This window comes from Paenarthrobacter sp. YIM B13468 (assembly GCF_042788025.1).
GTDB classification, from domain to species: domain Bacteria; phylum Actinomycetota; class Actinomycetes; order Actinomycetales; family Micrococcaceae; genus Arthrobacter; species Arthrobacter aromaticivorans.
On record NZ_JBHZPI010000036.1, the window covers coordinates 14448 to 35924 of the forward strand.

Annotated in this window: 17 protein-coding genes; 5 read left to right on the top strand and 12 right to left on the bottom strand. The window is 63.4% G+C overall.

Annotated elements, in window-relative coordinates; all coding sequences use genetic code 11:
• Positions 1-181: 181 nt before the first annotated feature.
• From ACFX4T_RS24195 to ACFX4T_RS24205, 3 genes are read right to left on the bottom strand one after another with little or no spacing between them, the layout of a single operon-like run.
• Positions 182-2044 carry an FG-GAP-like repeat-containing protein gene (locus ACFX4T_RS24195; RefSeq protein WP_377654827.1) on the bottom strand — a complete coding sequence of 621 codons (1863 nt, stop codon included), beginning with the start codon at positions 2042-2044 and terminating at the stop codon, positions 182-184.
• Between the two features lie 15 nt (positions 2045-2059).
• Positions 2060-3208: an FG-GAP repeat domain-containing protein gene (locus ACFX4T_RS24200; protein ID WP_377654831.1), complete on the bottom strand. Its 1149-nt coding sequence runs from the start codon at positions 3206-3208 to the stop codon at positions 2060-2062.
• 50 nt (positions 3209-3258) lie between these two features.
• On the bottom strand, positions 3259-4386 hold the full coding sequence (locus tag ACFX4T_RS24205) for an FG-GAP repeat domain-containing protein (protein WP_377654833.1): 1128 nt from the start codon (positions 4384-4386) through the stop codon (positions 3259-3261).
• Positions 4387-4596: 210 nt separating this feature from the next.
• Between ACFX4T_RS24205 and ACFX4T_RS24210 the strand changes: the two genes are divergently transcribed.
• The 3 genes from ACFX4T_RS24210 (at position 4597) to ACFX4T_RS24220 (ending at position 7360) form a co-directional block, all read left to right on the top strand.
• Entirely contained in the window at positions 4597-5205 is a 609-nt protein-coding gene (locus ACFX4T_RS24210; RefSeq protein ID WP_223947188.1) for a TetR/AcrR family transcriptional regulator, read from the top strand.
• Between the two features lie 281 nt (positions 5206-5486).
• On the top strand, positions 5487-6677 hold the full coding sequence (locus tag ACFX4T_RS24215; RefSeq protein WP_216926311.1) for an NADP-dependent malic enzyme: 1191 nt from the start codon (positions 5487-5489) through the stop codon (positions 6675-6677).
• 179 nt (positions 6678-6856) lie between these two features.
• Positions 6857-7360: a DUF456 domain-containing protein gene (locus tag ACFX4T_RS24220; protein WP_377654836.1), complete on the top strand. Its 504-nt coding sequence runs from the start codon at positions 6857-6859 to the stop codon at positions 7358-7360.
• A gap of 73 nt (positions 7361-7433) precedes the next feature.
• Here the strand turns inward: ACFX4T_RS24220 and ACFX4T_RS24225 are convergent, their stop codons facing one another.
• Both ACFX4T_RS24225 and ACFX4T_RS24230 read right to left on the bottom strand, forming a co-directional pair.
• Positions 7434-8381, bottom strand: coding sequence for a polysaccharide deacetylase (locus ACFX4T_RS24225; RefSeq protein WP_377654838.1), 948 nt, complete (start codon positions 8379-8381; stop codon positions 7434-7436).
• Positions 8378-9913: a purine-cytosine permease family protein gene (locus ACFX4T_RS24230; protein WP_377654840.1), complete on the bottom strand. Its 1536-nt coding sequence runs from the start codon at positions 9911-9913 to the stop codon at positions 8378-8380. The genes ACFX4T_RS24225 and ACFX4T_RS24230 overlap by 4 nt, the downstream gene beginning before the upstream one ends.
• Positions 9914-10022: 109 nt before the next feature.
• On the opposite strand from ACFX4T_RS24230, the gene ACFX4T_RS24235 reads away from it, so the two are divergent.
• Complete coding sequence (locus tag ACFX4T_RS24235; RefSeq protein WP_377654842.1) at positions 10023-11525, top strand: PucR family transcriptional regulator; 1503 nt, start codon at positions 10023-10025, stop codon at positions 11523-11525.
• Positions 11526-11609: 84 nt separating this feature from the next.
• Here ACFX4T_RS24235 and purU read toward each other — a convergent pair whose 3' ends face one another.
• The 7 genes from purU to glyA are packed head-to-tail and all read right to left on the bottom strand — an operon-like array spanning position 11610 to position 20467.
• A complete protein-coding gene (purU, locus tag ACFX4T_RS24240; RefSeq protein ID WP_377654844.1) occupies positions 11610-12509 on the bottom strand; it encodes a formyltetrahydrofolate deformylase in 900 nt (299 codons plus the stop codon).
• A gap of 2 nt (positions 12510-12511) precedes the next feature.
• Complete coding sequence (locus ACFX4T_RS24245; RefSeq protein ID WP_377654846.1) at positions 12512-13903, bottom strand: L-serine ammonia-lyase; 1392 nt, start codon at positions 13901-13903, stop codon at positions 12512-12514.
• Entirely contained in the window at positions 13903-14547 is a 645-nt protein-coding gene (locus ACFX4T_RS24250) for a sarcosine oxidase subunit gamma (protein WP_216926318.1), read from the bottom strand. Before ACFX4T_RS24250 ends, ACFX4T_RS24245 begins: the two co-directional genes overlap by 1 nt.
• Complete coding sequence (locus ACFX4T_RS24255; RefSeq protein ID WP_223947179.1) at positions 14540-17485, bottom strand: FAD-dependent oxidoreductase; 2946 nt, start codon at positions 17483-17485, stop codon at positions 14540-14542. Before ACFX4T_RS24255 ends, ACFX4T_RS24250 begins: the two co-directional genes overlap by 8 nt.
• A 2-nt stretch (positions 17486-17487) precedes the next feature.
• The gene (locus ACFX4T_RS24260; protein WP_377654849.1) at positions 17488-17859 is read right to left on the bottom strand and encodes a sarcosine oxidase subunit delta; all 372 of its coding nucleotides are present in this window, start codon (positions 17857-17859) and stop codon (positions 17488-17490) included.
• A gap of 17 nt (positions 17860-17876) precedes the next feature.
• Positions 17877-19097 (bottom strand): sarcosine oxidase subunit beta family protein, encoded by a 1221-nt coding sequence (locus ACFX4T_RS24265; protein WP_223947178.1) that lies wholly within the window; start codon positions 19095-19097, stop codon positions 17877-17879.
• Positions 19094-20467 (bottom strand): serine hydroxymethyltransferase, encoded by a 1374-nt coding sequence (glyA, locus tag ACFX4T_RS24270; protein ID WP_377654851.1) that lies wholly within the window; start codon positions 20465-20467, stop codon positions 19094-19096. Before glyA ends, ACFX4T_RS24265 begins: the two co-directional genes overlap by 4 nt.
• Before the next feature lie 151 nt (positions 20468-20618).
• Here glyA and ACFX4T_RS24275 point away from each other — a divergent pair, with 151 nt between their 5' ends.
• On the top strand, positions 20619-21290 hold the full coding sequence (locus ACFX4T_RS24275) for a GntR family transcriptional regulator (protein ID WP_377654853.1): 672 nt from the start codon (positions 20619-20621) through the stop codon (positions 21288-21290).
• Positions 21291-21477 lie beyond the last annotated feature (187 nt).

Genomic DNA, 21477 nt, shown 5'->3' on the forward strand with positions numbered 1-21477 from the left:
TGAAAGCGCAGAAGAAAATGAGACCCCAAGAATTCCCCCAAAAGTACAGGCCGGAGCGGCCTGTCGAGGCCAGTTGAGAAGACAATACAGCCAGGGAGTGCAGGGCGAAGCAAATGAGATTGAATTGTCGCAATACACCGATATGTGTCGGGAGCACACCGAAAACGCAACCAAAATCGGCTTAGAAAACCGCCGTGAACCCACCCCAGCCCCAGCCAACAACTCCGGCGCCTTTCCAGCCTCCGATGCCGCTGCCGTAGTACATGTTCAGTTGGCCGGCGGCGTCGATGGCCCAGACGTCGTTGAAGCCGTCTCCATTGAAGTCGCCGGCCCCACCAATGCGGGACATGACGTTCCAGCCAGTGCCAATAGCTCGGGCAGTTGTCCATCCGCCGTTGCCGTTGCCGCCGTAGAGCCGCAGGTTTCCACCGCTGTCACGGCCCAGGACATCGGGGTTGCCGTCGCCGTCGAAGTCGCCGGGCGAGAAGACCTGGCTGAGGGCGTTCCACCCCTGGCCTACGGCGCCGGGGGATTTAAAGCCGCCCGTCCCGTTGCCGGGGTAGAGCACCAAGGCGCCTAAAGGCGTGCGGGCGAGGACATCGTTGGTGCCATCGCCCGAGAAGTCGCCTGCGGCGATGATCGAATCGAAGACGTCCCAGCGCCAGCCGATCTGCTTGCGCGGAAGCCAGCCGCCAGTCCCATTGCCGGGGTACAGGAACAAGGAGCCATCGTGGTCCCTTGCGATGACGTCATTGAAACCGTCTCCGTCAAAGTCGCCGGCGTTGAAGACGATATCGAACATGTCCCAACCAAAGCCGATGGTCCGGGCAGCTTGCCAGTGGCCTGCGCCATCAGTGGGGTACAGGAGCAGGTTCGCCGCAGCATTCCGCGCGAACAGGTCCATGGAGGCCCCGGCGTCGAAACCTGTTGTGTGCGGTTTGTTCCGAACCACGGTGCGGCCGAAGACCGTAAACGGACGCGTGGCCGTCACAGGATTGCCCACTTGGACTACTGCCCGGAAACCAACGACGGCGCCGCGGTCCGCTGCCTGAAGGGTGTAAGTCTTCGTCGTGGCACCGCTGATCACCGTACCGTTGCGCACCCATTCGTACCTGACGCTTACGGGTCCCGCGAGTGTCCCGCTGGAAACACTGCCCTCGTTAAAGACGCCGGTGAGCTTCTCGCCCACGAGCAACTTGCCTTGGAGCGTAGGAGCGGTAGCTGTGATGGGTGACGTGGGCGTCAGCGGGAGCGACGAAGCCGACACAGCCCGGTAGCCTGACCGCGTGGCCGTGACCCGTACTGACAGCGTCTGGTCTAGGTCTGCTTCTGCGATGCGGTAAGTGTTTTGCGTGGCTCCAGGGATCGGCTGGCCGTTGCGCAGCCACTGGTAGGCGAAGCCAGTGGGCGGCTGGGTCCAAGATCCGTTGTCCGTGGTCAGCACTTGGTCGTAGCGTGCCACGCCTGTGATGCTTGGTGGCTTGATATTTGGATTGTCCACGAGCGGAAAGTTGGGATTGTTGACGGCGAAGTCAACGCCGTCCAAGGCTCCCGGCCGCTGCGTCGGTGCTTCCAGCCCTTGGGAGAGGAAGAGGATGTTGCCGTCGCGGCCGTAGCGGACAACCCCCTGGCCCAAGGGGAGCATGATGTTGACGCTGAGGAGTTTGTAGCGCCCGGTTCGCTGGAAGGCGCTTCCGTCCACCGGCACTTTGGCTTGGGCGCTGTAGGGCCCGGCCAGCTGGCTGGTAGGTCCGTAGAGGGTGGCCTGCTCCAAGGTGTCCTCATTGACGTAGGTGAAACCTACTTCCTTCGCAGGACCGCTCAGTGTGAAGGACAAGGAGATAACACTCCCGGGACCCACCGTTGCCGCTGACGTCCGGACCACCACGGTGGGAAGCGGGACGGTTGTTCCTGCAGCTGTAGCCCGGGGCGCTGGGACTGCGATTGCCAGCGCGGAGCACAGGAGGATGGCTAGAAGTATGTGAAAACCCGTCCGTACTGAATGCACAAAACCCGCTGGGCGCACGGAAGAAAAAGTCGTCATGTTATCCCCCAGTCCCTAGAACAAGGCGTTAAAACCGCCCCAGCCCCAGCCGATGGTTTGGGCGCCGTTCCAGCCGCCGTCGCCGTCGCCGTAGTAGGCCAGCAGCTGGCCGGATCCGTCCACTGCATAGACGTCTACATTGCCGTTGCCGTCGATGTCGCCGGCGGCGCCAATGGCGGACATTCCGTTCCAGCCTTGCCCGATCACCGCCATGCCTGCCCAGCCGCCAGCTCCATTGCCCTTATACAGGCGCAGGGCACCTGAGGTGTCGCGGGCCAGGATGTCCACGTTGTGGTCACCGTCGAAGTCACCGGGCGTGATGATCTTGTTGACCACGTTCCAGCCGCTGCCTACAACAGACCGGTTGAGCCAGCCGCCGTCGCCGTTTCCGGGGTAGAGGTAGAGCAAGCCACTGGAGTCGCGGGCGAGGATGTCGTTGTTGCCGTCCCCATCGAAGTCGCCAGGGGACACTATCGAGTTAAAGCCATTCCATCCCGCGCCTACTTGGCGGCCGGCGAAGAACCCGCCATCCCCGGTTCCTGCGTAGAGGAAGAGGTTTCCGGCTGAGTCCTTTGCGAGGATGTCGTTGGTCCCATCCCCATTGAAGTCGCCCGGCGAGACCACGGTCCCGAAACCATTCCAGCCGGGACCTACGGTCCTGGCGGATTCCCAGGCGCCGCCAACGCGGGGATACATCATGAGGGTGCCATCTGTGCGGCGGGCAAGCAGTTCGAAGGTGCCCCGCCCGGTGAAGCCGTTGGCCCGGTTGGAGGCGGAGATCTCTACAGTCTCGGCGCTGCCAACTTCCAAGGGCTCACAGCCGGATTGGCTGGCCGCTACGTGCGCGGCGATTGTCTTGCCGCGGTCCTCTTCACCGAGCTTGTAGTTCCACCACTCCCAGTGATCCTCAGCGAGGACCCCATCACGGGTCCAGTAGATGCGGTAGTCCGGTCCGGCGGCCGCGCCGCAGCCACGGTAAGAGTCAGGATCGATCTCCACGGTGAGCGTGGAGCCGACAAACGGCGCACCGTGAACCACGGGATCTGTGGGGTCCATGGTTGCCATGGCAGGTGCCGGGGCGAAGGCGACGGCGGCAATAAGCGCGGCCGCAATCCCGGCTACCGCTCGGCGCACGCCTGATGCACGGCATGATAGAGCGTTCATTGTGTCCTCCCCAGACTTATGCGGTTAATGGTACCGCGGCTGGGACTCAGCTAGAAGATTGCTGTGAAGCCGCCCCAGCCGTTACCCACCACCTGGGATGTGCGCCATCCCGTCCGGCCATCGCTGTAATAGATCACCAGCCGGCCCTGCTGGTCCACGCCGTAAACGTCCGGGAAGCCATCATTGTCGAAGTCACCCGCCGCACCCGCGGCTTTGAGGGCATTCCAACCAACACCGATAAGCCACGACCGCGTCCAGCCACCGGCCCCATTGCTGCCATAGAAATAGAGGTACCCGCTGCGGTCACGCGCCAACACGTCCACCTTGCCATCGCCGTTGAAGTCGCCAGGCGTCAGCAGGGTGTCCATCACCTGCCAGCCCTGCCCGACGGCGGTCCTCGCCAGCCAGCCTCCGGAACCATTGCCCGGGTACAAGTAGAGGGCGCCGCCGGGTTCCCTGGCCAGGATGTCGTTGTTGCCGTCCCCGTTGAAGTCACCGGGGCTGACGATTGAGTCGAAAATGTTCCAGCCCTTGCCGATGGTCTGGGCCGGCTTCCAACCACCGGTTCCGTCGCCGGCATAGAGATAAAGCGTGCCTGCTGAATCCCGTGCGATCACGTCGCCCTTGCCGTCACCGTTGAAGTCGCCGGGGGAAAGGACAAGGTTGAAGACGTTCCACCCCCAGCCCACGGTGCGGGCGGCATCCCAAGCGGCGCCTGTCCGCCCATACAGCATCAATGAGCCGTCACTTCCGCGCGCCAGGAGTTCGAAGCTGCGGCCCGTGAATCCGTTGGCCCGGTTGGGCGCAGCGACGGGGCCGGTCTCGTCGCTGTGGAGGGTTTCGCCTCCGCATGCGGTTTTGCTGGCTGTCAGGTGCGCGGCCATCCGGGCGCCCGTGTCATCCTGCTGCAGGAGATAGCTGCGCCCGGTTTCGCCCGCCACCAGGAAGCCATCTCTTGTCCAGTAGACGGTGAAATCAGGGCCCTTTCCGCCGCCGCAGCCGTAGAAGGTATATGGGCCGATTTCGGTTGTTAGCGTCTTGCCGACAAACGCGTCACCAATGACAATGGGGTCCGGCCCGTTGCTGGACGCGCCCGACGCCGGCAGGGGGCTAAGCGCCACGGCCGCCACAGCGGCGGTCAGCAGCGCTGCTGCCATCCGGCGTCGAAAATTCCCCATAGTGGTCTTCCTCCCATGTGCTCACCCAAATCTTCCTGCAGTGTATGTGCGGCACCCGCCCTTTCATGGGAACGGCATGGATGCGTTCGAAGAAGGGCGCTCTCAGGAAACGGTCATTTTGCTCACGTATCATTGGTGCGATCGGCCTGCCGCGGGTCCTTTGACCTGAGCCGGCCGCTTCCTTGCCAGCCTGCCAAGAGATCGCCGGAAATGCCCGAACCGTTTTCCCTGGAACCGTACTCCCTTGATCTGACGACGGGGTTGCCCCGTATGGCTGCCGCACCCACCACGCCGCGGCAGCTGCTGCGCTATGCCCGCATCCTGAAGACCGCGGCGGGCTTTGCCCAACGTCAATTCGACACGTTGAGTTTGTCCGACATTGCCGCTAAAGCGGACGTGCCGCTGGGCACCCTGTATCGCTACTTCCCCTCCACAGCGCACCTGATGTTGGCCGTGTACCGGCAGCAATTGCGCGAGCTTCGGGATGGCTTGCGCCAGAGGAAAGGCAAGGGCCATGCACTTGCGGGTTTGATGATGGAGATCTTCCACCTGAGGGTTATGCAGCCCGGGGTGGAGCACTGCCTCATCCGGCCTGCAGGCAAAGACAGCGATACCGCCCAGTTGCTGCGGGAGATCGACCTCTTGTCCGAAGAAGTCGTGGGTTCCTTGAGCAAAGAGCCCGGAAACGATGCCCCGAAGGCCAGGATTCTGTTGCATCTGGTCAGTGGTCTGGTCCAGGCCGTCCGGTGTCGTCGCTTGTCGCTCTTTGAGGCAGAGAAGGACCTCAAGAAGGCGTGCAGCCTCATGACCGGGGAATGACGATATAGGTCTTCCGGTCTAGACCACCGACCCTCGAGAATGCGTTTTTTCGCGTGAGCTGGGTCACTTTTTGAGTTGCCTAAACGTTTTACTCTCGAATCGTCTCTCTTGGTATTGAATCTTGTACCCTCCGCGCTTCCTTACGCTGGAAACACCGAAGCGGCTAGCAGCCCATACCTGCAGATGCACCTTCCGGGCCAGCCACCCTTGGTCCGAACCAGCAGTTCTGTTCCTGCCCGAACCATGCCGTGGGTCCACGGCTAGCCTGAGGAGACAAAGACGTGTCCATTGAGACAATCGCTACTGACAACGACGCCTTGGTACTGAGCGAAGAAGAGATCTTCGCAGCACACGAGGGCGGCAAGCTGACGATTTCCAGCACCGTTCCCCTGAACAACAAGCGTGACCTTTCCATCGCGTACACCCCGGGCGTCGCCCAGGTCAGCCGCGCAATCCACGCCAACCCCGAGCTTGCCCGCACCCACACCTGGGCTGAGCGCCTGGTAGTTGTGGTCAGCGACGGCACCGCCGTCCTGGGCCTGGGCAACATTGGCGCCAGCGCCTCCCTGCCCGTCATGGAGGGTAAGTCTGCCCTCTTCAAGTCCTTCGGCGACCTCGATTCCATCCCGCTGGTCCTCAACACCACCAACGTGGACGAGATCATCGAGACCCTGGTCCGCCTCCGCCCGAGCTTCGGTGCAGTGAACCTTGAAGACATCTCAGCGCCCCGTTGCTTCGAACTCGAAGAGCGCCTCATCGAAGCACTCGACTGCCCGGTCATGCACGATGACCAGCACGGCACCGCCGTCGTGGTTCTCGCAGCCCTGACCAACGCTGCCAAGGTGACCAAGCGCGAACTCGCGGGCCTCAAAGTGGTTGTCTCCGGCGCGGGTGCCGCCGGCATCGCCATTGCCGAGATTCTTCTTGCCGTTGGCATCAAGGACGTCATCCTGCTCGATTCCAAGGGTGTGGTCAACGCTGAGCGTGCTGACCTCGTAGCTGATCCCAGCAGTGTCAAGGCCCGCATGGCCCAGCGGACCAACCCGCGCGGCATCAGCGGTGGTCCGGGCGAGGGTCTGACGGGTGCCGATGTTTTTGTCGGTGTGTCCTCCTCCAAGCTGGACGAAGAACACCTGAAGCTCATGAACGATCAGTCGATCGTGTTCGCGCTGTCCAACCCGGACCCGGAAGTTCTCCCCGAGGTTGCCCAGAAGTACGCGGCTGTTGTCGCCACCGGCCGGAGCGACTTCCCGAACCAGATCAACAACGTGCTGGCCTTCCCCGGCATCTTCCGCGGCGCACTCGACGCCAAGGCCCGCCGCATCACGCCCGCCATGAAGATCGCTGCCGCCAACGCCATCGCTGAGCTGGCGGCGGAAGACCTTTCCGCGGATTACATCGTGCCGAGCCCGCTGGATGCCCGCGTGGCACCGGCTGTCACCGCGGCTGTTGCCGCCGCAGTGGCTGAGTAGCGGTTACTAACGCAAGAACAAACGACGACGGCGACGCCTCCCATGCCGGGGAGCGTCGCCGTCGCTGTTCGTTAAGGAGCAACGCGGGGTCACCTACGGCCCATGTTGCCCCGTGGGATGGGCCGTAGGTGACCCCGCGTTGCAAGTGGGGGCGGAGGGTCCGCACCTAGACTGGGGCCATGAACGCCGAACTCGTTGTGACCATCCTGTGCGGCCTGGCCATTGCGGTTGGGGTCGCCGGGACCATCATCCCTGTCCTCCCGGGCAGCATCCTCATTGGTGCGAGCCTGCTCGCGTGGGCCATTTGGGGTGGCGCGGGAACCCTCGGCTGGGTGATCTTCGCGATCGGCATGGTGTTTGTGGTGGCCGGGATGGCTGCCAGCGCCGTACTCACGGGGCGAAAACTCAAACAGCATGGGATTCCCAACAGGTCTGTTGTGGTTGGGATAGTTCTTGGCGTGGTGGGAATGTTCGTGATTCCGGTGGTTGGGCTGGTGGTGGGGTTCGCCGTCGGGCTCCTGCTGAGCGAGGTCCAGCGGACCCGTGACTTCCGTACAGCTGTCCGCTCAAGCGGCGCCGCGCTCAAGGCCACGGGCATAGGCATTCTTGTGGAGTTCGGGCTCGCATGTGCGGCTGCGAGCACGTGGGTCATCGGAGTTTGGATCAACGCGGTGAATGGTTAAACTCCGGCGCTGGGATGGCAAAAGATGACAATCCCGGGCCGTGGGATTGTCATCTTTTGCCATCTCGGCGGGACTAGCGGAGGGTGGGTACCCGCACCTGGGCCGGACGGAATGAAGCGCCGGCTCCCGGGAACAAGGGGACGTCGATCCGCGCGTGGGTGTGGATTTCCTGAACCGTATCCTTCGTGTGCTGCGCGATCTCGGCAAGAGTGGTGACCCACATACCGTCGAGGTCTTTCACCCGTTCGATCAGCTGCTCCAATGCGACAGCCCTGGACGGCCGGCCGGAGATGAACGGGTGGTTGGTCAGGACGAAGCAGCTGCCCTGGGCGTGGTGCGCCTGGGCCTCAAGAGTCCACATTTCCAAAGCCTTGGCCGGACTTTCGATGACCCCGCTTCCCGTGACTCCGGGGTAGAACGCGTACTGCTCCCAATCATCCAGGGCCCAGTCAACGGGAATTTCCACGATGTCCCGCGGATCGTCCTCGGCCACTGACATGCGGTAGGGGGCATCGCCGTCGAGCAGGCTTGAGTCGTAAAGGAAGCCGCGGTCCGCGAGCAGTGCGGGCGACTGCCAGTTCAACTCCCACCACGGAGCCCGGTAGCCCACGGGCCGAACACCGGCGACGTTAGCCAGGGCTTCCAATCCACGGTCCAGGTAGCTGGCTTCGGTGGCCGCGTCGATGCCCTGCATTGGCTCGTGAAGGTAGCCATGGTGGGCTATTTCGTGCCCACCGTCAGCGATCCTGCGCACCACTTCGGGGTAGCTCTCCGCAGTGAATCCAGGGATGAAGAACGTTCCCTTGACGTCCTGGCGATCCAGGATTTGAAGGAGCCGCGGGACGGCAATCTTGGGGCCATACGACTGGTGGCTCATGAGGGACATGCGCCGGGTGCTGGACGGATCGTGGGCGATGGTGCAGGACTCAGCGTCAACGTCGAAGGTGAAGGACGCTGCGGCTTTGAAACCTTCAGGCCAGGTGATCGGGTGGAGGGAGTCCGCGAAGGCGGGCTGGCTCATGCTGTGGTCCTTTCAACGGCCGGGGCGGTTGCGGGTTGGGTAACGGACACGTGGTTCGAATCGGCAAGGATAAACCTTCGGTGCGCCCGGGGCCCGAGGATTGCGTAGGCTGCCGCGCTGGTCAGTCCGCCGGCCAGCCACGAGAGATCCCAGCCGCCAAGTGCCACGGCGATGGGGCCTTGCATTACAGGTATCAGGCCGTACATGAACAGCCAGGTGGAGAAGATGCCAACCAGCAGGGAGACGATGCCGGCCCAGTTGATCACTGGGAGGCGGTTGGTGCCGACGCCGTCGAAGAGCCGTTCAACCTTTCCGGGCCAGCGCTTCTCCAGCCAGAAGTAGTGCACCAACATGACGCCGCCCCAAGCAGCTACCCATGCCACCAGGCCGATCAACCAGGCGTCCAGTACCGAGGCGAAGTCCTCCTGGAAGATGAAAAACACGACGGCGAGCAGCGAGAAGACGCCGACGAACAGGTTGAGCTTGCGACGATTGATCTTGATGTCCAAGGCCTGCGTAGCCACTGAGAAGGTGTAGATGTTCAGGATGTTGGTGGCGATGGGGCCATGCAACACCATGAGGAGGACGGGAAGGGCAAGGACGCCGAAGTTCTGCACGATCAGCTTGCCGGGGTCGATCTCGCCGCTGTTCGTGGCAAGGCTCGCACCGAGGACACCGAGCCAGACCACGGGAATGAACTGGCCAAGGACCGAAGCCAAATAGACCTTGCGCTTGGGAACCGAGGTGCTGACGAAGCGCGAGTAGTCCGCGGCGTACGTGAACCAGGTGATGCCCCAGCCGATGCCGATGGCCGTCATGACTGCACTCATCGCCGCGATCCGTTCGGATCCTTCAAGGATGTTGCCGGCCGGACCTGCATAGCCCCAGTCGATCTTCATGCCGAACCAGGCCACTGCGGACATAACGGCCAGGATGATGATGGTGGGCGGGACAGTCCACTTTTCGAAAGCGGCGATCGCCTTGTAGCCGAACCAGGCGATGGCAACCTGGGCGGTCATGATGAGAGTGGCCACGCCGATCTTCCAGGCGTAGTTCTTTGCGGTGGGGTCCACCCAGCCCAGCGTTCCGAAGAGCGCCATGACCAGGTCCAGGATGATCCACGTATTGACCGCGCACCATCCGATGACGAGGAGGGCCTGGATGGCGGCGGGGAGGTAGTTACCGCGGCGACCGAACGCGGCCCGGGCGAGGACCATGCCTGTGGCGCCGGTCCTTTGGCCAAGGAGGACGAAACAGCCAAACAGCAACATGCCGATCAGGTTGCCCAGGACCAGGACAAAGACGGTGTCGGCGAAGCCGAGGCCGAGGTGGATTCCGAGTGCGCCCAGCACCCAGTTGATAGGAGCAAGGTTGGCGCCGGCCCAGATCCAGAACTGGCCTGAGACCTTGCGCGTGCGGTCTGACTCGGGGATGGGCTGCAGCCAGGCTTCGCTGTCATGGGCCGGCGCCGTTGCCGGGTCTGACGGCGCTGAGCCTGACTGCTGTGAGGCAGGGGAGAGGTTGTCTTGCATGAGGGAGAGCCTCCGTGTGTGAAAGGGACTCTTTCAGAGTATGTGCCACAGATCACAGCAACAAGATACGATGTGTCTAAAGAAATTGTATTCGACAGTACGGAGTGTCATGTCCATCCTTCTCGGTCAGGCTTTGGAACGTGAAAGCCTCAAAGCCGCTGAACCGCGCCTGCTCAATTCGGTGACTGACGCACTGAGCCGCCCAGTCCGTTGGGTGCACTCCAGCGAGGTTTTAGACATCGCTCCCCTTCTCAGCGGCGGCGAACTGCTCCTCAGCGGCGGCCAGGCGCTGGCCCTTGAGAGCTCCGGGCGGCAAGCCGAATACGTCCGGGAGCTAGCGGCCCGCGGCATAACTGCACTGGCCCTGGAAACCGGACCGACACTGCCCGAAGTTCCGGGTCCCATGCTGGAAGCCGCCGAAGCGGCAGGCCTGCCCGTTATTGAATTGCGTCACGTTGTTCCGTTCGTGGCCGTCATGCAGGAGATCAACTCACTCCTGGTCAGCGAGTCCGTCGAACAGCTTCAACGCGGCGACCAAGCCAGCCACGCGATGGCAGCCGAACTCGCCCATGGCGGCGGACTTGACCAACTTTTGGCTGTCTTGGCAGAAAGGACAGGTGCCAGCGCGCGGTTGGTATCGCCGTCGGGCCTTACCCTGGGTTCGGCAGCGGGTTCCGCAGCGGCTTCGGCCCCAGGCACAGCGCCGCCGGAGGAGGACGGCGGACTCATCACTGTTGATGTGCCCGTGCGTGGCGTCCTCGCCGCCCGCTTGGAGCTGCGAGTGCCCGACGACGGCGACAGTGGCCTCGCGCGCGTGGCGGGCGAGCGGTCGGTGGACATCCTTGGCCTGGCCCTGTTGCAGCGGATGCCGCCAGGATTGAAGGAGTTGGCGGGCATTGAACTGATGCGGGCCATCAATTCCGGCAGCCAATCGTGGCAGCTCCAGCAGCTCGGGCCGGCGTCGGGTTTTCCCGCCAACGGCCAGGTTGCTGCGCTGGTGATCCGCTCCACAGGTGCAGGGCATCTCCGCTCGGCCTTGGATGCAGTGCTGCGTGCGAACGTGCCGCACAGCGCAAGCTATGCAGATAACGCGGAGCTGATCGCACTCGCTTCCGTTGGCGATGGCGCTGCTACCCGGGTGGCCCTGATGGACGCGCTCAGGGCATTGGAAACGCCGGCCGGATCCGCGATAGCGCTTGGCCCGGTGGGCAGGGGGATCGATGAGGCCCCGTGGTCCTTGGCCGAGGCGCGCCGGACGTTGGACCTGGATCTGGTGGGAGGTGGCGTGGTGGATGCTGAAGCCTTCGCCGTGGAGCGCCTCGCCGAGGAACATCTGGACCCAGCAACCCGCGAAGGGTTCGTGCAGCGGCAGTTGGGTGCCGTCGTCGAGCATGACCAACTGCGGCGATCCGAGCTGTTACGGACGCTCACCGTGTGGCTGGACACCGGCTGCAACACGGCCCAAGCCGCACGCGAACTGCACTTGGAACGGCAGTCCATGCACCACCGGTTGCAGCGGATCTTCGAGCTGTGCGGGGGAGATCCCCGGGGAACGGGAAGGCTCGCCGCGTTGCACCTGGCTTCGAGGCTGGCTCGGCTGCCGAACCCTTAAACGCCAAAACGACGGCCCGCTGCGCACACGACGATTTAAAACGTCGACTGCGTAGCGGACCATCGAAATGGGGCGCGCAAGGCGTTACTTCAGCACAATCGTCCTGTTCCCATTCAGGATGATCCGCCCTTCGCAGTGCCAACGAACGGCGTTGCTGAGGGCCTTGCACTCCGTGTCCCGACCGGCGGCTACGAGATCTTCCGGTCCGAACGTGTGATCCACCTCAACCACCTGCTGGGAGATGATCGGGCCCTCGTCCAGCTCGCCGTTGACGTAGTGGGCGGTGGCGCCCACTGTCTTCACTCCGCGGGCGTAAGCCTGGTGGTACGGCTTGGCACCCTTGAAGCTCGGCAGGAACGAGTGGTGGATATTGATGGCGCGCCCGTCGAGCTTCCGGGCGAGATCGTCGCTGAGCACCTGCATGTACCGGGCCAGCACAACGAGTTCCACGTCCAACTCGTCGATGATGTCCAGCAAACGCGCTTCCGCCGCAGGTTTGGTAGCAGCGGTGACAGGGACGTGGAAGAAGGGAATCCCGTGCCACTCCGCCAAGCCCTGGTGGTCCGTGTGGTTGGACACGACACCCACCACATCGATCGGCAGCTCACCGATCCGAGCACGGAACAGCAGGTCATTGAGGCAGTGCCCAAACTTGGAGACCATGATCAACACCCGACGCTTGGACCCCTGGCGTTCCAGCTGCCAGTTCATGTTGTACTTCTCGCCCACAGGGGCAAAGGCTGCACGCAAAGCATCCACTGTGGTCTCGTCGCCGGAGGACGCGAAGTGAACCCGCATGAAGAAGTGGCCCTCGGCGCGGTCACCGAACTGCTTGTTGTCGATGATGTCGCAGCCATGCTCCAGCAGGAAGCCGGATACAGCATGGACGATTCCGGGACCTTCAGGGCAGTCCAAGGTAAGGACGTGCTCCACTGTGGTTCCGGTAGAGGAATCAGTAGAAGATTCGGTTTGGATGGCAGTCATGGCTAGCACTCCACTACGTTGACGGCGAGTCCTCCACGGGAGGTCTCCTTGTATTTGGATTTCATGTCGGCGCCTGTCTCGCGCATGGTCTTGATGGCTTTGTCCAAGGACACTTTGTGGCTGCCATCGCCATGCAGTGCCAGACGGGCAGCATTGATCGCCTTGACGCTGGCGATGGCATTGCGTTCGATGCACGGGATCTGCACCAGTCCGCCAACGGGATCGCAGGTGAGGCCCAGGTTGTGCTCGATGCCCACCTCGGCGGCATTCTCCACTTGCTCCGGCGTTCCGCCCAGAACCTCGCAAAGACCAGCGGCGGCCATGGAGCAGGCCGAACCCACTTCGCCTTGGCAGCCCACCTCTGCACCGGAAATGGAGGCGTTGATCTTGAAGAGAATCCCGACGGCGGCCGCCGCGAGCAGGAAGCGCACGACGCCGTCGTCGTTGGCTCCGGGAACAAACTTTGTGTAATAGTGCAGCACCGCAGGCACAATTCCTGCGGCACCATTGGTCGGTGCAGTGACAATCCTGCCGCCGGCCGCGTTCTCCTCATTGACCGCCAACGCAAACAGGTTCACCCATTCCATGGCGAGCAAGGGGTCCGCTGAGGATTCGCCGTTCAGCTGGGCGTCGGTCTCGGAAAGCTTCTTAAACAACGACGGCGCCCGTCGCCTGACTTTCAAACCTCCGGGCAGGATCCCCTCGGCCGAGCAGCCGTTGTCAACGCATTCACGCATGACAGCCCAGATCCCGAGGAGGCGCTCGCGGAGCTCCTCCTCAGACCGCCATACGAGTTCGTTGGCCAGCATGACATCGGAAATCGACATGCCCTCGCGTGAACAAATGGCCAGCAACTCGTCAGCAGTGGTGAACGGGTAGGGGAGCACGGTGTCATCGGCTACTACTTTGTCCGTGCCCGTGGCATCCCCATCCACCACAAAGCCGCCACCGATCGAGTAGTAGCTGCGCTCACGCAGTACTGCCCCGGTGTGGTCAAGGGCCCGGAACGTCATGCCGTTGGGGTGTGCCGGAAGGGACTTGCGGCGGTGGAGGACCACGTCCTCGTCCCAGTTGAAGTCCACCCGGTGGTCGCCGCCCAAGCGCAGTTCGGCGTCGAGGGCTGCTGCTGCCACCTGGTCGTCAGCCGTTTTGGTGTCGACGGTTTCGGGTGAGTGGCCCTGCAGCCCCAGCACCACGGCTTTGTCGGAGCCGTGGCCCCGGCCGGTGGCACCCAAGGAGCCAAAGAGCTCTGCCTGGACGCGCACCGTGGCCGGAAGCTGGCCGGACGATTCAAGACCGTCCGTGAACTGCTTTGCCGCCCGCATCGGGCCGACCGTGTGTGAAGACGACGGCCCGATGCCAACAGAAAACAGATCAAGCACACTCAGTGCCATTAGGGGACCTCGGGGGAGGCGTACTCCCGCATGGCGTCAAGGAGCCAGCGTCCCAGGAAATCGGCAAACGAGGCCCGGGGAAAGATCCGGTAGTTCTCCTCGGAGGTCTTCCACAGCATCACGGGGATGTGTGCGAGCTCCGTCGAGACGGCTGTGCCGGCCTTGAAGACGCGGGGGTGAAGGTCCAACGAGCACGTCTTTTCGAGCACAGCGCGGGCGTGGCTGCCATTGAGCTCGAACGTGGTGCGGTTGGCGGACAGGTCCACTACCTGACCTTCATCGCTGCCAAGTGCCGTGGTCAGGTCGCTGACCAAGGAACCGCCCAGTGAGTCGTGGGACTCCTCCGGAGCAACCACGAGGAACTCGGTGGGGCCGAGCCAGAGTGCGTTGACTGCGCCTGCCCCCGTCACTTCACCGCAAGTGGCCGGCAAGCCGCCGGTGATGGACGCAACGCGGGCGCCGGCGTCGGACGTTCGCTCAACCCGGATACCCACCATGGCCTGGTAGGGAATCTCCTTGAGCGTCACCGTGCCCGGCACTGAGCCGGAGGTGAAGGCGTCAGCCAGGTGTTCGGCCGGGCTGCGGCGGGCACCCCGTACGCGGTCGACGTGTGCGGTTTCTGCTGGTGTTGCTGTTTCAGCCATCTTTGCGGGTCCCTTCAGCATCGAAAAGTACGGTTTCGCCGACAACCACGTCCACCAATTGGTCTCCCACCGAGGCCACGAGGGTCTCGCCGATGCGGTTGCGGCCGTTTTGGATCAGGGCCAGGCCGAAGGAACGGCCCAATGCGGCACTGTGGTAGCTCGAGGTGACGAAGCCTTCCATGGGGACGGGTCCGTACGCCGGGTTGACGGGGATGCCCTTCTCCACAAGCTGAGTGCCTTCCGGCAGCCTCAGCGAGTGATCCACGGGAAGGACGCTCACCAGGTGCTTGCGGTCCTCGCGTTTGGCGTCCGCACGGAGGTAGGAGCGCTTGCCGATGAAGTCCTTGGCCTTGGAAACAATCCAGTCCATGCCAGCGTCCTGGGGGGTGACCGTGCCGTCGGTGTCCTGCCCGACGATCGGGTAGCCCTTCTCAGCGCGCAGCACGTGCATGGTTTCCGTGCCGTAGGGGGTGATGTTGAACTCAGCACCCGCAGCGGCAACGGCTTCCCAGGTGTTCAGCCCGTACCAGGACGGAACGTTGATTTCGTAGGCCAGTTCACCGGAGAAGGAGATACGGCAAACGCGTGCCTGCACTCCGGACGCCAGCGTGGTTTCACGGAAGGTCATGAACGGGAAGGCTTCAGCGTCCAGGCCGCCGTTTTCGGCAAGTTCCGGGGCAACCTTCGCGATCACTGCACGGGACTTGGGACCGACGACGGCGATGGTGCTCCACTGTTCCGTGACGGACGTGAAGACGACATCGAGTTCCGGCCACTCCGTCTGGTGCCACTCTTCCAGCCAATCCAGCACCTTGGCAGCGCCGCCGGTGGTAGTGGTCATGAAGTAGCGGTCCTCGTCCAGGCGCAGGGTCACGCCGTCGTCGAAGATCATGCCATCCGGGGTGCACATCACGCCGTAGCGGGCGGATCCCGGAGCGAGCTTCTTGAAGGCGTTGGTGTAAACGCGGTTCAGGAATTCGCCGGCGTCCGTGCCACGGATTTCGATCTTGCCCAAGGTGGTTGCGTCCATGAAGCCCACGGAATCGCGAACCGCTGCGCACTCACGCAGGACTGCCGTGTCCATGTCCTCACCGGACTGCGGGTAGTACCAAGGGCGCTTCCACTGTCCAACATCTTCGAACAAGGCACCCTGGGCAACGTGCCACGGGTGGATGGAGGTCACGCGGGCGGGGTCGAACAGCTCACCGCGCTGGCGGCCAGCCAAAGCGGCGAACGCGACCGGGGTGAACGGTGCGCGGTAGGCGGTGGTGCCGATCTCGCCGACGCCGGGAACGCTTTCCGCGCCGCCGAACTTCAACGCAGCGGCGATCACGCCGATTGCGTTGACGCCGGAGGTCTTGCCTTGATCGTTGGCGGTGCTGATGGAGGTGTACCGCTTCACGTGTTCCACCGAGCGCATACCGGCGCCGGTGGAGCGCAGGACGTCAGCAACGGACTGGTCACGCTGGAAGTCGACGAAGTGGTGGTGCCACTCGCCCGGTTCGCCGGTCTGACCCGGGACAAGCCACAGCTGGCGGGTCGGGGCACTCGCCACGGGTGCGGTCAGCTCTTGTGGCGTCACCTCGGACTCAAAACCAGCAGCGATGGATGCTGCCGCTCCGGCCGAGATGCCCTCTGCCAGGCAGTCCTGGAGTTCGTAGCTGCCGCGGCCTGCGCCAACAACCTGCTGGTCCCGAACCACCGTGGACGGAACAAACGCGGCGAGTTCATCGTCCCAGCGCAGCTTGCCCTGGCGCTGGCTATGGAGGTGCACCACAGGGCTCCAGCCACCGGAAACAGCAAGCAGATCGGCCGCGATGTGCTCGACGCCCGAGGTGAGTTCGCCGTCGTCGTTGATGCTGCGGACGGTGACCCCGCTGAGACGGCCGTTGTCATCGGCGCTCGTGTCGGCAACCGCGCTGCCAATGAGGACCCGGATACCGGACTCGACGGCGGCAGCGGCCTTCGCGCTGATCTGCGGACGGGCATCGACGACGGCGGCAATCGCCACGCCTGCTGCCTTCAAGTCCGCGGCGAGCAAGTAAGCGGAGTCGTTGGTGGTGGTGATGACGACGCGTGAACCGGCTGCGACCGCGTAGCGGTTCAGGTACGTGCGGACAGCCGAAGCGAGCATGATGCCCGGGCGGTCGTTGTTCTCAAAGACCAACGGACGCTCGTGGGCACCCGGTGCCAGTACAACCTGCTGTGCGCGGATGTGCCAGATACGCTGACGCGAAACGCCCGGAGCGGCCGGAACGGTCAGGTGATCTGTGCGGTTCTGCGCTGCGATGAAGTAGTTGGAATCGTAGGAACCGAAGGCCGTGGTGCGGTTCAGCACGGTGCATTCTTCGGCGGAGACCAACTCGGCTTCCACATCGGCAACCCATTCCAGGGCAGGCTTGCCCTCGATGGTTTCCTGCAGGTCTTCGGCCGTCGAGCCGGAGAGCAGTGCACCACCCAGTTCGGGCTGGTCGTCGATCAGGATGACGCGGGCGCCGGTGCGGACTGCTTCACGGGCGGCTGCAAGGCCTGCAACACCGCCGCCGACCACCAGGACGTCCGTGTGGACGTACTTCTTGTCGTACTCAGCCTTGTCCTCGGCAGGGTCAAGCTTGCCCAAACCATTCAGCAGCTCAACGTTCATGCCGTCCACGAGTGAAACGGCGGTGGCGGGGAGCATGGATTCGGCAACGTGGCCCGGGAAGCGGGGAGCGATCTTGACCAGGGCGTTGGACTCTTCCACGCCGGCGGCCATGATGCCGCGGGGGCGGTCCTCGTAAAGGGAGTTGCCGGCGTTGATGTGGCCGTTGGCCAGCAGCGCGGAGGCGATGGTGTCGCCAGGGTGGCCGGTGAATTCCTGGCCGTCCACAGTGAAGCGCCAAGCGATGCTGCGGTCAATGCGTCCGCCGGTGGCGAGGCGTGCGTTCTTGCTGGTCACTTCTAGACTCCTTCCGAGGAGGTGGGGGCGGCAGTGGCCGTCGAGGTTGTGGGTGCGCCGGGAGCGAGGCCTGCTCCGCCGGCCTGGCCGTACTCGCCGGTTGTATCCGGGCGGGGCTGGCCCATCGCGTAGATGGAGTGGATGTCATAGCTCACGGTGTCGCGCAGCATGTTGAACCACTGACGGCAGCCCGTGCTGTGGACCCAGCGTTCGGCAAAGGTGCCCTTGGTGTTCTCGCGGTAGAACAGGTATTCAGCCCATTCGCGGTCCGTGAGGTCGTTCGGGTTCTCCGGGTAGGCGATGTGTGCCTGGCCGCCGTAGTGGAATTCGGTTTCGTCGCGTGGCCCGCAGTTGGGGCATGAAATGAGAAGCATGTCTTTTCCCGTCCTTACTAGTGGGCCACGGCTGCGGCGCCGTGTTCATCGATCAGGGCGCCGGTCTCGAAGCGTTCCAAGGCGAATGGCTTGTTGAGCTTGTGCGGGGCACCGGTTGCGATGGTGTGCGCGAAGGTCAAACCAGCCGCCGGAGTGCCCTTGAAGCCACCCGTTCCCCAACCGCAGTTGACGAACATGTTCTCCACCGGGGTGAGGCCAACAATCGGCGAGGCATCCAGCGTGGTATCCACGATGCCGCCCCAGGTCCGGAGCACGTGGGCCCGGGCGAAGATCGGGAAGAGCTCCACGGCGGCTGCCATCTGCTCCTCGATCACGTGGAACGATCCGCGCTGGCCGTAGCCGTTGTAGGAGTCCACGCCAGCGCCCATCACCAGTTCACCCTTGTGTGCCTGGGACACATACACGTGGACGTGGTTGGACATGACCACCGTGGGGTGGACCGGCTCGTGCAGTTCAGACACGAGCGCCTGGAGCGGGTGGGACTGGATCGGGAGGCGGAAGCCGGCCATCTCTGCGAGGACCGAGCTGTGACCGGCGGCGCAGAGGCCTACCTTTTCGGTGTTGATGTTGCCACGGGTTGTCTTGACGCCGGTAACCCGGTTTCCGTCCTTGATGAAGCCGGTGACTTCGCAGTTCTGGATGATATCCACGCCGAGTTCATCGCACTTGCGGGCGAAGGCCCAGGCCACGTGGTCGTGCTTGGCGATGCCGGCACGTGGCTGGTAAGTAGCACCCATGACGGGGTAGCGGATGTTGTCGCTGGTGTTCAGGATGGGGCAGAGTTCCTTGATCTGATCCGGTTCCAGCCACTCAGCGTCCACACCGTTTAGCCGGTTGGCGCCTACGCGGCGCATGCTTTCGCGGACGTCACCCAGGGTGTGGGCGAGGTTCATCACGCCGCGCTGGCTGAACAGGAAGTCGTACTCCAGCTCTTCCGGCAGGATTTCCCACAGTTTGAGGGCGTGCTCGTAAATCGCAGCACTCTCGTCCCAGAGGTAGTTGGACCGGATGATGGTGGTGTTACGGGCCATGTTGCCACCGGCCAGCCAGCCCTTTTCAAGGATGGCGATGTTGGTCATGCCGTGGTTCTTGGCCAGGAAGTAGGCCGTTGCCAGGCCGTGCCCGCCCCCGCCGACAATAACGGCGTCGTACGAGGACTTGGGTTCCGGGTTGCGCCAGAGGAAGTCGGGGTGTTCGGGGAGGTGGTCCGCGCTCACTGGGCTGCTCCAATCATTTCTTCGAGTTCAGTTGCGGCGTCGTTGCCGTTACTGAGGTGGGGGTAAAGCGGGAATTTGTCGGCCAGCGCGGTCACGCGGCGGCGGAGTTCGACGGCGGTGGCTTCGTCCAGGGTGACGTCACCTTCGGTGCCTGCTGCGGAGCTGCCGCTATTCGCTGCGGCGATCAACGCCGTCGCAATGATGTCCGAGACTTCCGTGAAGTCCTCAGCGCCGAAGCCGCGGGCGGCGAGGGCGGGGGTGCCGATGCGCAGGCCCGAGGAAACCATCGGCGGGCGGGGGTCGAAGGGGACGGCGTTGCGGTTCACCGTGATGCCGATGTGGTGCAGCGTGTCCTCGGCCTGCTGGCCGTTAAGGACGGAGTGGCGGAGATCGGCGAGCACCAGGTGGACGTCGGTCCCACCGCTGACCACGGAAATGCCGGCTGCGGCCACGTCTTCCTGGAGGAGGCGATCGGCCAGGATCTTGGAACCCTCAAGTACACGTCGCTGGCGTTCCTGGAACTCCGGTTCGGCGGCCATCTTGAAGGCCACAGCCTTGGCGGCGATGACGTGCTCCAGTGGACCACCCTGCTGGCCGGGGAATACGGCGGAGTTCACTTTCTTGGCGATCTCGGCGTCGTTGGTGAGGATCACGCCACCGCGGGGACCGCCAAGGGTCTTGTGCGTGGTGCTCGTGACGATGTGGGCGTGCGGGACCGGGCTCGGGTGCAGTCCAGCTGCAACCAGGCCGGCGAAGTGGGCCATGTCCACCATCAGGTAGGCGCCCACGAGGTCCGCGATGCGGCGGAATTCTGCGAAGTCCAACTGACGGGAGTAAGCGGACCAGCCAGCGACGATCAGCTGCGGCTTGTTTTCAATGGCGAGGCGCTCCACTTCTGCCATGTCTACGGTGTGGGTGTCTTCGCGGACGCCGTAGGGAACAACCTTGTACAGCTTTCCGGAGAAGTTGATGCGCATGCCGTGGGTCAGGTGGCCGCCGTGGGCCAGGTTCAGACCCATGATGGTGTCGCCAGGGGTGATCAGTGCGTGCATGGCCGAGGCGTTTGCCTGGGCGCCGGAGTGCGGCTGGACGTTGGCGAATTCTGCGCCAAACAGGGACTTCAGGCGGTCGATGGCCAGCTGCTCGATCACATCAACGTGTTCGCAGCCGCCGTAGTAGCGCTTGCCCGGGTAACCCTCGGCGTACTTGTTGGTAAGGACCGAGCCCTGTGCTTCCATGACGGCCGTGGGGGCGAAGTTCTCAGAGGCGATCATTTCCAGCGTGGACTGCTGGCGGATGAGTTCCAGGGCGATCGCCTGATCGACCTCCGGGTCCGCCTGTGCGAGCGGGCGGATCAGCGGTTCAACCATGGTGTTCTCCTTCGAAAGCTTGTCTAGTGGCCGACTGTTAGGCAACTGATATATTAGAACTATTGCCATAGTATGTTGAAGATCACAAGGTCGTCAACAGGTCTGCGGCAATCCATTCAGCAAACTGGATTGGCGACAACGGGAGAGAGCAATGAGCGCAGCATTGGAAGCACTGGAATCAGCTCCGCAGGGTTCGTCCCTGGCGGAGAACGCCTACCTGCTCCTCCGCGACAGGCTCATCATGCTGGACATCAAGCCCGGTGACCCCATCAACGACGGTCAGATTGCTGCGGAACTCGGCATTGGACGTACGCCCGTCCGCGAGGCCATCAAGCGTCTCGAAAGCGATCATCTAGTGGTTTCCTATCCACGGCGTGGGACGTTCGCCACCGGCGTGGACATTACCCAGCTCGCTGAGGTCTCCGAGATCCGCGAGCTACTGGAGCCACTTGCCTCCAGGAAGGCTGCCCGCATGGCCAGCCCTGCCATGCGTTCAGAGCTCCGCGCTGTTGCCGGTGCAATTCGTGATCTTGAAGGCCGGGACAATTCCTCCCAGGAACTCATGCGCTACGACATCCAGGTTCATCGCCTCATCTACAAGGCCTCGGCGAATGCGCACCTGGAAGACGTCCTGATCCGGTACGACAATCTCGCCACCCGCATCTGGTGCTACATGCTGGAAAGAATGCCCTCCGTCTCCGGCCACATCGCCGAGCACGCAGAATTGCTGACAGCCATTGCCGACGGCGACGAAGGCCGCGCCTCCGAGCTCGCCCTGCACCACGTAGTCAGCTTCGAGGAGACGATCCGCAAGGTCCTCTAGGCCCCTAAGGCTCTGCCGCCGGCACGTTCTCTCACATCCAACGGCCTTTCGCCTGACGTTCTCTCACATCCCGTCGCGTTTGGCGCGGTCCCCTCTCACATCCAACGGCCTCCCTCTGCGTCAGGCTGGTTGTGAGTCAGGTGGTGTGTGACGAGAGCAGGAGTAGCCATGACTGTTGGCCCGAGAG